At 52.8% G+C, this 13,690-nt stretch carries 13 protein-coding genes; 4 read left to right on the top strand and 9 right to left on the bottom strand.

What is annotated here, in order from left to right; translation table 11 throughout:
- Positions 1 to 70: 70 nt before the first annotated feature.
- From rpoD to rpsU, 3 genes are all read right to left on the bottom strand, one after another.
- Entirely contained in the window at positions 71 to 1,912 is a 1,842-nt protein-coding gene (gene rpoD / locus HEN33_RS10465) for an RNA polymerase sigma factor RpoD (RefSeq protein WP_000437371.1), read from the bottom strand.
- A 194-nt stretch (positions 1,913 to 2,106) separates the two neighbouring features.
- On the bottom strand, positions 2,107 to 3,852 hold the full coding sequence (dnaG, locus tag HEN33_RS10460; protein ID WP_000918834.1) for a DNA primase: 1,746 nt from the start codon (positions 3,850 to 3,852) through the stop codon (positions 2,107 to 2,109).
- A 110-nt stretch (positions 3,853 to 3,962) separates the two neighbouring features.
- The gene (rpsU, locus tag HEN33_RS10455) at positions 3,963 to 4,178 is read right to left on the bottom strand and encodes a 30S ribosomal protein S21 (protein ID WP_001144069.1); all 216 of its coding nucleotides are present in this window, start codon (positions 4,176 to 4,178) and stop codon (positions 3,963 to 3,965) included.
- A 237-nt stretch (positions 4,179 to 4,415) separates the two neighbouring features.
- Between rpsU and tsaD the strand changes: the two genes are divergently transcribed.
- Positions 4,416 to 5,429: a tRNA (adenosine(37)-N6)-threonylcarbamoyltransferase complex transferase subunit TsaD gene (tsaD, locus tag HEN33_RS10450; protein ID WP_032185154.1), complete on the top strand. Its 1,014-nt coding sequence runs from the start codon at positions 4,416 to 4,418 to the stop codon at positions 5,427 to 5,429.
- A gap of 42 nt (positions 5,430 to 5,471) precedes the next feature.
- On the opposite strand, the gene ttdT is transcribed toward tsaD, so the two are convergent.
- Genes ttdT through ttdA form a run of 3 tightly spaced genes read right to left on the bottom strand, consistent with a single transcriptional unit; the run spans position 5,472 to position 8,497 of the window.
- On the bottom strand, positions 5,472 to 6,935 hold the full coding sequence (gene ttdT / locus HEN33_RS10445) for an L-tartrate/succinate antiporter (RefSeq protein WP_176263603.1): 1,464 nt from the start codon (positions 6,933 to 6,935) through the stop codon (positions 5,472 to 5,474).
- Positions 6,936 to 6,983: 48 nt separating this feature from the next.
- A complete protein-coding gene (gene ttdB, locus HEN33_RS10440) occupies positions 6,984 to 7,589 on the bottom strand; it encodes a L(+)-tartrate dehydratase subunit beta (RefSeq protein WP_000722957.1) in 606 nt (201 codons plus the stop codon).
- Entirely contained in the window at positions 7,586 to 8,497 is a 912-nt protein-coding gene (gene ttdA, locus HEN33_RS10435; RefSeq protein ID WP_000986806.1) for a L(+)-tartrate dehydratase subunit alpha, read from the bottom strand. Before ttdA ends, ttdB begins: the two co-directional genes overlap by 4 nt.
- A 206-nt stretch (positions 8,498 to 8,703) precedes the next feature.
- On the opposite strand from ttdA, the gene ttdR reads away from it, so the two are divergent.
- The gene (gene ttdR, locus HEN33_RS10430; RefSeq protein WP_000935209.1) at positions 8,704 to 9,636 is read left to right on the top strand and encodes an L-tartrate utilization transcriptional activator TtdR; all 933 of its coding nucleotides are present in this window, start codon (positions 8,704 to 8,706) and stop codon (positions 9,634 to 9,636) included.
- A gap of 12 nt (positions 9,637 to 9,648) precedes the next feature.
- Here the strand turns inward: ttdR and plsY are convergent, their stop codons facing one another.
- On the bottom strand, positions 9,649 to 10,266 hold the full coding sequence (plsY, locus tag HEN33_RS10425) for a glycerol-3-phosphate 1-O-acyltransferase PlsY (protein ID WP_001272796.1): 618 nt from the start codon (positions 10,264 to 10,266) through the stop codon (positions 9,649 to 9,651).
- A 104-nt stretch (positions 10,267 to 10,370) separates the two neighbouring features.
- Between plsY and folB the strand changes: the two genes are divergently transcribed.
- Together folB and bacA are read left to right on the top strand one after the other, a co-directional pair.
- Positions 10,371 to 10,739, top strand: a complete 369-nt coding sequence (folB, locus tag HEN33_RS10420) for a bifunctional dihydroneopterin aldolase/7,8-dihydroneopterin epimerase (protein ID WP_001295541.1) — start codon at positions 10,371 to 10,373, stop codon at positions 10,737 to 10,739.
- A 90-nt stretch (positions 10,740 to 10,829) separates the two neighbouring features.
- Positions 10,830 to 11,651: an undecaprenyl-diphosphate phosphatase gene (gene bacA, locus HEN33_RS10415; RefSeq protein WP_001305111.1), complete on the top strand. Its 822-nt coding sequence runs from the start codon at positions 10,830 to 10,832 to the stop codon at positions 11,649 to 11,651.
- A gap of 80 nt (positions 11,652 to 11,731) precedes the next feature.
- Here the strand turns inward: bacA and cca are convergent, their stop codons facing one another.
- Positions 11,732 to 12,970, bottom strand: coding sequence for a fused tRNA nucleotidyltransferase/2',3'-cyclic phosphodiesterase/2' nucleotidase/phosphatase Cca (gene cca / locus HEN33_RS10410; RefSeq protein ID WP_001551671.1), 1,239 nt, complete (start codon positions 12,968 to 12,970; stop codon positions 11,732 to 11,734).
- A 63-nt stretch (positions 12,971 to 13,033) separates the two neighbouring features.
- The gene (locus HEN33_RS10405) at positions 13,034 to 13,654 is read right to left on the bottom strand and encodes a TIGR04211 family SH3 domain-containing protein (protein WP_001125332.1); all 621 of its coding nucleotides are present in this window, start codon (positions 13,652 to 13,654) and stop codon (positions 13,034 to 13,036) included.
- Positions 13,655 to 13,690: the final 36 nt, after the last annotated feature.

The raw sequence follows: 13,690 nt of genomic DNA, 5'->3' as shown, positions 1-13,690 counted from the left end.
ACCGAAAAGGTGGCGTTTGTGCAAAGGGAAAAGTGCCGGATGTGGCGTAACGCCTGATCCGACCTACCGATTAATCGTCCAGGAAGCTACGCAGTACTTCAGAACGGCTCGGGTGACGCAGTTTACGCAGCGCCTTCGCTTCGATCTGACGGATACGTTCACGGGTAACGTCGAACTGTTTACCCACTTCTTCCAGCGTGTGGTCGGTGTTCATATCGATACCGAAGCGCATACGCAGAACTTTCGCTTCACGCGCGGTCAGGCCAGCCAGCACGTCGTGCGTTGCCGCACGCAGGCTTTCGGTGGTCGCAGAATCCAGAGGCAGCTCGAGGGTGGTATCCTCGATGAAATCCCCCAGATGCGAATCTTCATCATCACCGATCGGCGTTTCCATGGAGATTGGCTCTTTGGCGATTTTCAGCACTTTGCGGATCTTGTCTTCCGGCATCAGCATACGTTCAGCCAGTTCTTCCGGCGTCGGCTCGCGGCCCATCTCTTGCAGCATCTGGCGAGAAATACGGTTGAGCTTGTTGATAGTCTCAATCATATGCACCGGAATACGGATGGTGCGCGCCTGATCCGCGATAGAGCGGGTGATCGCCTGACGGATCCACCAGGTTGCGTAGGTGGAGAACTTGTAACCACGGCGATATTCGAACTTATCTACCGCTTTCATCAGGCCGATGTTACCTTCCTGAATCAGGTCAAGGAACTGCAAGCCACGGTTGGTGTATTTCTTGGCGATAGAAATAACCAGACGTAAGTTCGCTTCAACCATCTCTTTCTTCGCACGGCGGGCTTTCGCTTCACCGATGGACATACGACGGTTGATATCTTTAACCTGCTCGATGGTCAGGCCTGTTTCTTCTTCAATCTGCTGCAGTTTCTGCAGGGCGCGATGCACTTCTTCAGAGACATCGTGCAGTTTTTCCGACCACGGCTTGTTCATCGCAATTGCCGCGTTGAACCAGGTATCGCTGGTTTCGTTGCCGGTAAACAGGGTAATGAAGTTTTTCTTCGGCATTTTGCACTGCTCAACGCAGAGCTTCATGATCAGACGTTCTTGCGTACGAACGCGGTCCATCATGACGCGCATGCTGTTGACCAGGTAGTCAAACTGCTTCGGCACCAGGCGGAACTGTTTGAATACTTCAGACAGTTTCAGGATCTCTTCCTGAGCGGCAGCGTGACTGCGACCTTTCGCTTTGATGGTGTCACGCGTTACAACGTACTGAGCGCGCAGTTCCGCAAATTTTTCGCGAGCCAGTTCCGGGTCGATGCTGTTGTCATCATCGGCGCTATCGTCATCGCCATCTTCTTCGTCTTCATCTTCGTCATCGTCCAGATCTTCCTGGGAAAGCTCAGAACCGACGTGAGTGGCGGTAGGTGCCAGATCTTCTTCTGCGTTTGGGTCAACAAAGCCGGTGATCAGATCGGACAGACGCGCTTCTTCTGCTTCAACACGATCGTACTGTTCCAGCAGATAGGTGATCGCTTCCGGATATTCAGCAACGGAGCATTGAACCTGGTTGATCCCGTCTTCAATACGCTTAGCGATGTCAATTTCGCCTTCGCGGGTCAACAGTTCAACGGTGCCCATTTCACGCATGTACATGCGTACCGGGTCAGTCGTGCGCCCGATTTCAGATTCCACGCTGGAAAGCACCTGCGCGGCGGCTTCGGCAGCATCTTCGTCCGCGGTGTTTTCAGCCAGCATCAGATCATCGGCATCCGGTGCTTCTTCCATCACCTGAATGCCCATGTCGTTGATCATTTGGATGATGTCTTCGATCTGATCTGAATCGACGATATCTTCCGGCAGATGGTCATTGACCTCGGCATAGGTCAGATAGCCTTGCTCCTTACCACGGGTGACAAGAAGTTTCAGCTGTGACTGCGGGTTTTGCTCCATAAGACGGTATCCACACTTATTTCATGAGGTTGGTGTTGGGCGATTGACCCGCTGTCCTTCAGCCGTTAACGCTGAAATCCAACGGTTATTTACCGCCAACGATAATTACGAGGGCGTACTTATATATTTGCCGCTGCCTCTCAGTGCGGCTGTCGGGGGCTTCCCGATCGCTCTTCGGCACTTAAGCCGTTAAATTACTTTTTCGCCAGCTCCTGGTTTAATGTCCAGAGCTCCAGGCGTTCTTCGTTGCTTAAACCATGCGTGCGCTCACGAGCGATTAACTCTTCCTGGCGCAGTTCAAGCAGCGAATCAAACATATGGTTGAGTGAGTCGGTGAAGGTTTGCTCAGCAATATTCCTATCTGCTATATCGTCCCACATCGACAGTTTTTCAAGGGTGGCAGCATTATTTGTACCACGATAGTGCTCTAAAAGTTGCCCGGTGGTCAGACCTGGCTGAGAGAGACAAGTGTTGACCAGTTCTCTGAATAAGCCAAGTCCAGGGAGCTTATTTTCATCCAGATTCTCAAGCGGCGGGACCAATGTCGCTAATTCTGGATTTTGCACCAGCAACCCTATAAGTATACGCATGGTCGTGCGTTTTAGCTGTGGAACAGGGCGAGAAACGCTGCTCTCCGCCGCTTTTGGCATTAATCGTTCAAGCTGGCTGTCATCAAGTATGCCTAATTTGTTGCCTAATTCCTGACGAAGATATATTCGCAGCGTTTCGCCCGGCACCTGCGATATCAATGGCAGTGCCAGCGTACTCAAACGTGCGCGCCCGTCAGGGGTACTCAGATCAACTTGCGGCATCAGACTGTTAAACAGAAAAGCGGAGAGCGGCATCGCCTGCTCCATCCGCGCTTCAAACGCTTCTTTACCTTCTTTGCGCACCAGCGTGTCAGGGTCTTCGCCATCAGGCAAAAACATAAAACGTAGCTGCCGTCCGTCTGTCATGTAAGGCAACGCCGTTTCCAACGCTCGCCAGGCAGCATCGCGACCTGCACGGTCACCGTCATAACAGCAAATGACATTGTTGGTCGCGCGGAACAACAACTGAATGTGATCGGCAGTGGTTGACGTGCCTAACGACGCAACGGCGTAATTAATGCCGTATTGCGCCAACGCCACCACGTCCATATAGCCTTCGACCACAAGCAGACGATTGGGTTCAGCGTTATCCTGCTGCGCCTCATAAAGACCGTATAGCTGGCGGCCTTTATGGAAAATATCGGTTTCCGGCGAGTTCAGGTATTTGGGGGTATCGTTGCCCAGCACGCGCCCGCCAAAACCAATCACCCGACCGCGTTTATCGCGAATGGGGAACATCACCCGCTCGCGGAAACGATCGTAACTGCGACCCTGATCGTTGGTGACCAACATGCCCGCATCAATCAATGACTGACGATTTTCTGGATTACCGCCAAACCGTTTCAGGACGTTGTCCCAGCCGGGGGGCGCAAAACCAATCGCAAAGCGGGCGATAACCTCGTGGCTTAATCCGCGTTTTTCCAGATACTGGCGCGCAGACGTGGCAACAGGTTGCTGTAAAGATTGTTGGTAAAACGTATTCAGACCGTCCATCAACTGATAAAGCGTTTGCCGTTGATGGCGCTCGATCTGACTGGGGCCGCTGCCTGCTTCAAATGGCACTTCAAGATTGTGCATTGCCGCCAGCTCTTCGACCGTTTCGACGAACTCGAGCTTGTCATAGTTCATCAGGAAGTCGATCGCATTGCCGTGCGCGCCACATCCAAAGCAGTGGTAAAACTGTTTTTCACCGTTAACGGTGAATGACGGGGTTTTCTCGTTGTGGAATGGACAACACGCGTGGAAATTCTTGCCCTGCTTTTTCAGCTTTACACGGGCATCGATCAGATCGACGATGTCAGTGCGTGCCAGCAGATCATTAATGAATACGCGTGGGATTCGTCCAGCCATAGGCCCCGATTTTTAGCAATTCATAAACGAAAATAAGCCGCGCATTCCTTTCGGAAGCACGGCCTTACAACTACAACTCGGTCTGATCGGAGAGCAACGCTCTCGGGGAATTAGTACAGACGAGTGCGGCGTGCGTTTTCGCGAGCCAGTTTCTTCGCGTGACGTTTCACTGCAGAAGCTTTAGCGCGCTTACGTTCGGTAGTCGGTTTTTCATAGAACTCACGACGACGAACTTCCGCCAGAACACCTGCTTTTTCGCAGGAACGCTTGAAGCGACGCAGAGCTACGTCGAACGGCTCGTTTTCACGTACTTTAATTACCGGCATGTGCCTCTCACCTTTGATTAATTCGGTTTGCCGCTGGCATCAACGCCAGCTTATTTCAAAATGGTGCGGAATTTTACTGCAATTGCTGCTGCTTTGTAAAGCACCGCGGCCTTTTTTGAAAGGGACTTTTATAAGGGTGAGGAGTATACACGAGGCTTTCTCCAGGGGCGAACAAAGTTTTACATCAACCCGCATTGGTCCTACACTGCGCGGTAATAAAGCGAGGTAAAACAAGTCATGCGTGTACTGGGTATTGAAACTTCCTGCGATGAAACCGGCATCGCCATTTACGACGATGAAAAAGGTTTGTTAGCCAACCAATTGTATAGTCAGGTGAAATTGCACGCTGACTACGGCGGCGTCGTGCCTGAACTGGCCTCCCGCGATCACGTGCGTAAAACCGTACCGTTGATCCAGGAGGCGCTGAAAGAGTCCGGTTTAACGGCAAAAGACATTGACGCCGTGGCCTATACTGCAGGCCCTGGATTAGTCGGTGCGCTGTTGGTTGGCGCAACGGTCGGGCGTTCGCTGGCGTTTGCCTGGGGCGTTCCGGCGATCCCGGTACACCATATGGAAGGGCATCTGTTAGCGCCGATGCTGGAAGATAATCCGCCAGAATTCCCGTTTGTCGCGTTGCTGGTTTCCGGCGGCCATACGCAGTTAATCAGCGTCACAGGCATTGGTCAGTACGAGCTGCTCGGCGAGTCTATCGATGATGCCGCCGGTGAAGCCTTTGATAAAACCGCGAAACTGTTAGGGCTCGATTATCCTGGTGGTCCGTTACTGTCGAAAATGGCGGCGCAGGGTACAGCCGGGCGCTTTGTCTTCCCGCGCCCGATGACCGACCGTCCGGGGCTGGATTTCAGCTTTTCTGGTCTGAAAACCTTCGCGGCAAATACCATTCGTGATAACGGCACCGACGACCAGACGCGTGCTGATATCGCCCGCGCCTTTGAAGATGCGGTGGTCGATACGTTGATGATTAAGTGTAAGCGAGCGCTGGATCAGACAGGCTTTAAGCGACTGGTAATGGCAGGCGGCGTGAGTGCTAACCGCACGTTACGGGCGAAGCTGGCTGAAATGATGAAAAAACGCCGTGGCGAAGTGTTCTACGCGCGTCCGGAATTTTGTACTGATAACGGCGCGATGATCGCCTATGCCGGAATGGTGCGGTTTAAAGCAGGCGCGACGGCGGATCTCGGCGTTAGCGTGCGTCCGCGCTGGCCGCTGGCAGAGTTACCGGCCGCGTAAAACTATTAGGTGCCGGAGAGTCACTTCCGGCACCGTCCTCACTTAAAGCAACACCACGGGCATCCACAGTAAGCCGGTAATCACCAGCAACACGAGGAATATCAGCCCAAAAATTGCCCCCAGTCGCCAGTAATCCACCGTTGGCAGATAACCACTACCGTAGTAAATTGGACTGGGTCCGGTGGCGTATGGCGTAAGAATGCTCCCCAGACCAATTGCCGCGCCAACCATCAGGCAGAACATGGGAAGCGGGATTTCCGGCATCGCCAGCGCGGCGGCAATCATCATCGGCGCGAGAGCGGAGGTATACGCCGTGGCGCTGGCAAAGAAGTAGCGTAGCAGATAAAACACCACAATCAACGCCACCATCACCATCGTTGGCGAATAACCGCTTAAGCTGCCTGCTAACAGTTTGCCAAACCAGCTAATAAAACCGGTGTTGTTGAGTCCGGTAGCGAGGGTGATAAGCGAGGCCAGCCAGAAGAAAACGTTCCACGCCGCTTTATTACTGACAATATCGTCCCAGCAGATAATGCGCAGAAGCAGCATCAGTGCCACCACGCTGTAACCGACCATCGCGGCATCGATATAATCACCGCCGAAAATCCACAGCACCAGTGCGCCTACCATCAGCCCCAGCATCCGTTTTTCACGAGAACAGAGCGGGCCCATTGCCTGCAGTTCCGTCTCTGCCCAGCGCGGCACCTGATCACCAGACTTCAGTACCGGCGGGTACAGCACGTAAGCCAGCCAGGGAACCAGCAGAACCAGTAAAATGCTGAGCGGCAACATGCCGAGAAACCAGTCGCCCCAACTCAGCGTGGCGTGAGATGCGCTTTTCATCAGTCCAATTAACAGCAAGTTTGGTGCCATCGCCGTCAGGAAAATGGCGCTGGTCACGCAGTCGGCAACAATCCCCATCCACATGATGTACGAGCCAATGCTGCGCGAACTGCTGTCGTTTGGTTGTGATTGATAGAGCGGTGGCAGGTTACGGATGATGGGATAGATAATCCCCGCACCGCGCGCCGAGTTGGACGGTGTTACAGGTGCCAGGATCAGCTCGGAGAACATCACCGCATAGCCGAGAAACAGCGTACGATGCCCCATCTTTTTCACCAGAATCAGCGCGATACGTCGCCCCAGCCCGGTTTTTTCATAGCCTGTGCCAAACATAAAGGCGGCGAAAATCAGCCAGATAACCGAATTAGAAAAACCAGAAACCGCCCAGGAGAGGGATTTGGCGGTGAACTTAAAACCTGGCTGGGCGAGCTGCTCCGGGCTAAACAGCAGCCACGGCGAGAGAATGGCGATAATGGAGATACCCACCATCGCCACCACGGCACCCGGCACGGGTTCGAGGATCAGTCCAACGATCACGCCAGTAAAAACGGCAAAGTAGAGCCAGGTATGACTCTCCAGCCCTGCGGGAACCGGAATTAGAGCAATAATGGCGATGACCGCCAGCGGCGCAAGGTATCGCCACCATTCAGTGGAAGGTTTCATCGTGTTATGCCTGCGAAAAAGGAGAGGGGGTGAGCCTCTCCGGGAGGGTTATTTGATGTAGTGGACGTGCTCGCAAATCTCTTCCACGATGGGATCGCGGCGTTCGGCGAACAGCTTTTTGTTTTCGGCTATCAGGTTGTTGCCGTGGGTATCAATAGAGACAATCAGCGGACCGAACTCTTTGACCCGGCAGACCCACAGCGACTCCGGCATCCCGAGTTCTGTCCAGTGCACCTCTTCAATCTCTTCCACCTGGGTTGCCGCCAGTACTGCGCAGCCTGCCGGGAAAATCACATGCAGCGCCTTGAATTTCTGGCAGCCTTCTTCGGTCAGCGGCCCCATTCCGCCTTTGCCGACCACCAGTTTCACGCCGGTCTGTTCGATAAATTCACGTTCAAAACTTTCCATACGCATACTGGTTGTCGGGCCGACGGATACCATCTCCCATTTGTCGCCGTTTTTGCGCACGATGGGGCCAGCGTGGAAAATCGCTTTGCCGTTGAGATCGTAAGGGATCGGACGTTTGAGTTCGATCAAGCGACGGTGACAAACGTCACGGCAGGTTACCAGCGTACCGGTCAGGTAGATCACATCGCCGACGCGAATATCTTGCAGATCTTCAGCTTTGATCGGGGTTGTCAGGATCTTTTTCATAACGCGCTCCGGGTGTGAGACAGATTTTCAAAGGTGAGATCGGCATGAACCAGCAGTGTGCCGCGACGATGCGCCCAGCAGCCGGTAGAAACAGCAACGCCGATGGTTGACGGATGGCGGGCGGCAGATTCGATATGTACGCCCATCACTGAACTGTTGCCAGTCAGCCCCTGTGGACCAATCCCCAGACGGTTGAGTCCTTCTTCCAGGCGTAGTTCCAGCTCTGCCGCTTTTGGATTGGGATGGCGGCTGCCAATTGGGCGCAAAATGGCTTTACGTGAGAGCACAGCGGCGGTTTCCACCGAGGTGGCGATGCCCACGCCTACCAGTACCGGTGGACAGGCGTTTACGGCGAGGGTGGAGATATTTTCGAAGACGAATTTCACTACGCCTTCGTAGCCTTCCGACGGCATTAACACTTTCGAACGACCAGGCAACGTGCAGCCGCCGCCTGCCATGTAAACTTCGATTTCCGCATCGTCACCGTCGGGGACGATATCCCAGGTGACCCACGGTACGCCGCTGCCGGTATTTTTGCCGGTGTTCACTTCGTCAAAAATTTCTACCGCATTGTGACGCAGTGGCGCTTTGACGGTTGCCTCTTCCACGGCTTGCTTAAGAATGCTTTGCAGCTCGCCAAGCAGTGGGAAACGGGAACCGACCTTAACAAAAAACATGATTTCGCCGGTGTCCTGACAGGCAGGACGATTCAGGTCGATTGCTTTTTGCATGTTGTCGAACATCGTGTGGTAGATGATTTTCCCCATCGACGACGTTTCGGCATCCTTTAGCTGTTTTAGTTTGTCCACCACGTCATCGGGCATTCGGGTAGAAATCATGGCGGTAAAGTTAGCGACAATCTCCGTCAACTTATTCACTGCCTGTTGCTTATTACTTTCGCTCATCATGGCAACTCCAGTTTATGTATTTGTCTGGAAAAATTCACCGCCACAAACTACCACTAAAAATGTGGTTTTATATTTTTTGCCGCCGTGAATATGTAATTCACAGTTCGTGAATCAACGCGAAAATAAGAATGAATATTGCGCCAGAGCAGGGAATGGCAATGTTTTGCGAAATACACTGCGCTTATCACAACTGCGGATAATTAACGATGCTGAATAGCTGGCCTTTAGCCAAAGATTTGCAGGTACTGGTAGAAATCGTCCACAGCGGGAGTTTTAGCGCCGCAGCGGCGACGCTTGGGCAGACGCCTGCATTTGTCACCAAGCGGATCCAAATCCTTGAAAATACGCTGGCAACAACGCTGCTGAACCGCTCCGCTCGCGGCGTGGCGCTGACTGAAAGTGGCCAACGTTGTTACGAGCATGCGCTGGAAATCCTCACCCAATATCAGAGACTGGTCGATGACGTCACGCAAATCAAAACGCGCCCGGAGGGGATGATTCGTATTGGCTGTAGTTTTGGTTTTGGGCGCAGCCATATTGCGCCAGCTATTACCGAACTGATGCGCAATTATCCTGAGTTACAGGTGCATTTTGAATTGTTCGATCGGCAAATTGATTTAGTGCAGGATAATATTGATCTGGATATTCGTATTAATGACGAAATTCCTGATTATTATATTGCGCATCTTTTGACAAAAAATAAACGAATATTATGTGCAGCACCTGAGTATCTGCAAAAATATCCGCAGCCACAATCCTTGCAGGAATTAAGTCGTCATGACTGTCTGGTGACCAAAGAGCGCGATATGACCCACGGAATATGGGAGTTGGGGAATGGTCAGGAGAAAAAATCGGTGAAGGTAAGCGGGCACCTTTCCTCCAATAGCGGCGAGATTGTGCTGCAATGGGCGCTGGAAGGAAAAGGAATTATGCTGCGTTCTGAGTGGGATGTTTTACCGTTTCTGGAGAGTGGCAAACTGGTGCGAGTATTGCCGGAGTATGCACAAAGCGCCAATATCTGGGCTGTTTACCGGGAGCCGCTCTATCGCAGCATGAAATTACGTGTCTGCGTGGAATTTCTGGCGGCATGGTGCCAGCAGCGGCTAGGCAAGCCCGACGAAGGCTATCAGGTTATGTAGACTCGCGAAAAATCACTCAGGATCCTTTTCGCGCTTTCTTTTGAATTTCGTCCAGATTTTTGTCTCCTGACGACGCCACAGACGCTGGATGTTGTCATGATGGCGCAGCAGGATCAGGCATGAGAGCATCGAAACCGGGAAGGTGAATTGTGGCTTAAACCACCAGACGTAAAATGGAGCAATCAGTGCGCTGACAATCGCTCCCAGCGACGAGTATCCGCTCAATAGCACGGTCAGTAACCAGGTTCCCGCCATTACTCCGGTGAGATCCCAGCCAATTGGTGCGATGGCACCAAAAGCGGTAGCAACGCCTTTTCCTCCTTTAAAACCGAAGAAAACGGGCCAGATGTGTCCAAGGCAGGCGGCGATGGCAATTAAGCCTAGCCAGAAGGGGCTGACACCTAATTCATACGCGCCCCAGACGGGCAACATTCCTTTCAGAACGTCGAAAATCAGTACTGCTACGGCTGCTCCCTTGCCACCGATACGTAACACATTGGTTGCGCCAGGATTACCGGAGCCGCTGGTTCGCGGATCGGGCAGCCCACACAAGCGGCAAACCAGAATGGCACTGGAAATGGAGCCGCAGAGGTACGCGATGAGGATCATTCCAGGCGCGATTGCACTCATAAGCTGTTCCGTTTTGAAAATTCGTGTTCAACGATGAATCTGTGGATAATACGCACATTTCGCCGGAAGTGGTATCCGGTTAGCCAAAAAGCAGGCAGGACGTGATGGATATTGTATTTATAGAGCAACTTTCGGTAATCACCACTATTGGTGTTTACGACTGGGAACAGACCATCGAACAGAAGTTAGTGTTCGATATCGAAATGGCGTGGGATAACCGTAAAGCGGCGAAAAGTGATGATGTGGCGGATTGCCTCAGTTACGCTGACATTGCAGAAACGGTAGTCAGCCACGTCGAGGGCGCGCGTTTTGCGCTGGTGGAACGTGTGGCGGAAGAGGTGGCGGAGCTGCTGTTAGCACGCTTCAACTCGCCGTGGGTGCGTATCAAACTCAGCAAGCCAGGCGCAGTGGCGCGGGCGGCGAATGTTGGCGTCATCATTGAGCGTGGCAATAATCTGAAAGAAAATAATTAATTTTACAGCTGTTAAACCAAACGGTTATAACCTGGTCATACTGCAGTAGTTTGGACAAGCGTTACATTTTTATAATTTAGGGGTTTATTGATGAGCGATATGCACTCGCTGCTGATAGCGGCAATATTGGGTGTGGTCGAAGGATTGACAGAATTTCTGCCGGTATCCAGCACGGGCCATATGATTATTGTCGGTCACTTGTTGGGATTTGAGGGCGACACGGCGAAAACCTTTGAAGTCGTGATCCAGTTAGGATCAATTCTGGCGGTAGTAGTGATGTTCTGGCGGCGTCTGTTTGGCCTGATTGGCATTCACTTTGGTCGTCCGCTGCAACACGAAGGAGAAAGCAAAGGCCGTTTAACGCTGATCCACATTCTGCTTGGCATGATCCCAGCGGTAGTACTGGGATTGTTGTTCCATGACACGATTAAATCATTGTTTAATCCAATAAATGTGATGTATGCGCTAGTGGTTGGTGGTTTGTTGCTGATTGCTGCCGAATGTCTGAAGCCGAAAGAGCCGCGTGCGCCGGGTCTCGATGATATGACCTATCGCCAGGCGTTTATGATTGGCTGCTTCCAGTGTCTGGCGCTGTGGCCGGGTTTTTCACGCTCCGGGGCGACCATATCTGGCGGGATGCTGATGGGCGTGAGCCGTTACGCGGCTTCCGAGTTCTCGTTCCTGCTGGCGGTGCCGATGATGATGGGCGCAACGGCGCTCGATCTCTACAAAAGCTGGGGCTTCCTGACAACCGGCGATATCCCGATGTTTGCCGTTGGGTTTATCACCGCTTTTGTGGTGGCGCTGATAGCGATTAAAACCTTCCTGCAATTGATTAAGCGCATTTCGTTTATCCCTTTCGCCATTTATCGCTTTATTGTGGCTGCTGCGGTGTATGTCGTGTTCTTTTGATTGAGGAATAGTGTCGGATATGACGCTTGTGCGTCTTATCCGACCTGGCCGGTGTTTGCAATAAATTGAAATTCAAGTGCTTAATCAGGCTTTGGACAACGTTGTTCCTTCCAGCTGGCTACCGCCGCAATCCGCCGTCGGGTCAGCTCCTCGCGAATCTCCACACCTTTAAATCCCGCTTCAACGACGGCTTTTGTCGGCACTGACTGTGCCACTTCCCAGGCTTCGCGCAACCAGCGGCCTTGCGGGTAGTCCGCTGATTCAAAACCGGTTCTGCCGCGCACATCAGCCTCGCTGGTCAGCGCCAGTTGCTCGACACGCTGCGGTTTACGCCAGGCGTCGATGGAATCAAATAGTTTGACGATGGTTTTTGGGTTCAGCATTGGGAAGGTGTGGATGAGATCGTGAAACTCAGCCACCAGTCTGGCTAAATCGCGAATTTCATTTGGCACGCGCAGACGCTGGCATAGTTGTTCCACTAACTTCACACCCGCCGGGCCATGACCATGATGACGCGGCCAAAGTTCTGGCGGCGTCAGTCCTTTACCGAGATCGTGGCATAGCGTTGCGAAACGGACATCGACCTGCGGACTTAGCATCGCCGCCATTGAGAGCGTCATTAAGGTGTGAATACCGGTGTCGATTTCCGGATGCCACTTGGCGGGGGCCGGAACGCCAAACAGGGCGTCAATTTCCGGGAATAAAACGCGCAGTGCGCCGCAATCGCGCAGTACCTGGAAGAACACCTGGGGATTGCGGGTAGTGAGGGCGCTTTCCGTCTCTTTCCACACCCGTTCAGGCGTCAGGTGTTCCAGTTCACCCGCGTGGGTCATCTCGCGCATCAGCGCCAGAGTTTCATCGGCAATACGAAAACCGAGGTGGGCATAACGCGCAGCAAAACGCGCCACGCGCAGTACGCGTAACGGATCTTCGCCAAAAGCGGGGGAAACATGGCGCAACAGACGATTTTGCAGATCGCCCAGACCGTTGTACGGGTCGATAATCTCGCCGTTATCGTCCTGGGCCAGCGCATTAATGGTCAGATCGCGCCGCTTAAGATCATCTTCCAGCGTGACATCCGGTGCGGCATAGCAGGTAAAACCGGTGTAACCGGAACCGGATTTCCGTTCGGTACGTGCCAGCGCATACTCTTCATGCGTTTGCGGATGCAGAAAAACAGGAAAATCGCGGCCTACCTGCTGGTAGCCCGCGTCGAGCATCTCCTGTGGCGTACTACCGACTACCACCCAATCTCTGTCTTTGACCGGTAGCCCTAACAATGCATCCCGAACAGCACCACCGACCAGATAAATCTTCACGCCATCATCCCTTCGTCAAATACACAATTCCTAATAATAAGACAGTGCAACGAAGAAGGCGATTTAGTTCATCCAGCGATCTTTACGTTTGCGCGTTGGGATCAGGTGCGGCAGTACCAGACCGAGCAGCAAGCCAAGCCCCAGCACGCCGCCACCATACATAAACCACTGCATGATGATGGTGCGCTGTTTGTCATCCAGCTGCACGCTGGCGGCATCGACCTTTTTCTGCGCGACAATCAGCTCGTTTTTCAGTTTCTGATTTTCTTCTTTTAACCCGTTGATCACGCTGTCGCTCTGCGCCACTTTTTGCTGCATTTCTGCGGTGCGCTGATTCCAGGTGTTATCGATATTGGTGAGCTTATCGGTCAGGGTTTTGACCTGATTTTCCAGATCTGGCACACGGGAGCGCAGGCTTGGCTCTGTGCTAAGTTGTTTCAACGGGATCCAGGCGGTACGGCCAGAGCTGTCTTTCACCTGGGCATAATTGGTGTTGGCGTCAGTTTGTAATAAGGTCACTTCCTCGCCGGCGTTAACCGTGCCCACGAGGCGATAATGGTCTCCCGGACCGCTACGGACCCAGGTATTCAGTTCGTCGGAAACATAGCGCGTTTCTTCAGCGTGTGAGACGGCAGTCGCGCTAAGTGCGAGTAAAGTTAATCCGATCAGGCGTAATTTTGGCATCAGGCTGTCGTTATTGTCATGGAAAGTGGAACGATA

It is taken from the genome of Escherichia sp. 94.0001 (assembly GCF_013369155.2).
GTDB lineage: Bacteria > Pseudomonadota > Gammaproteobacteria > Enterobacterales > Enterobacteriaceae > Escherichia > Escherichia coli_F.
The sequence above is the reverse complement of the archived record's forward strand: the minus strand, read 5'-3'. Positions and strand labels throughout refer to the sequence as shown.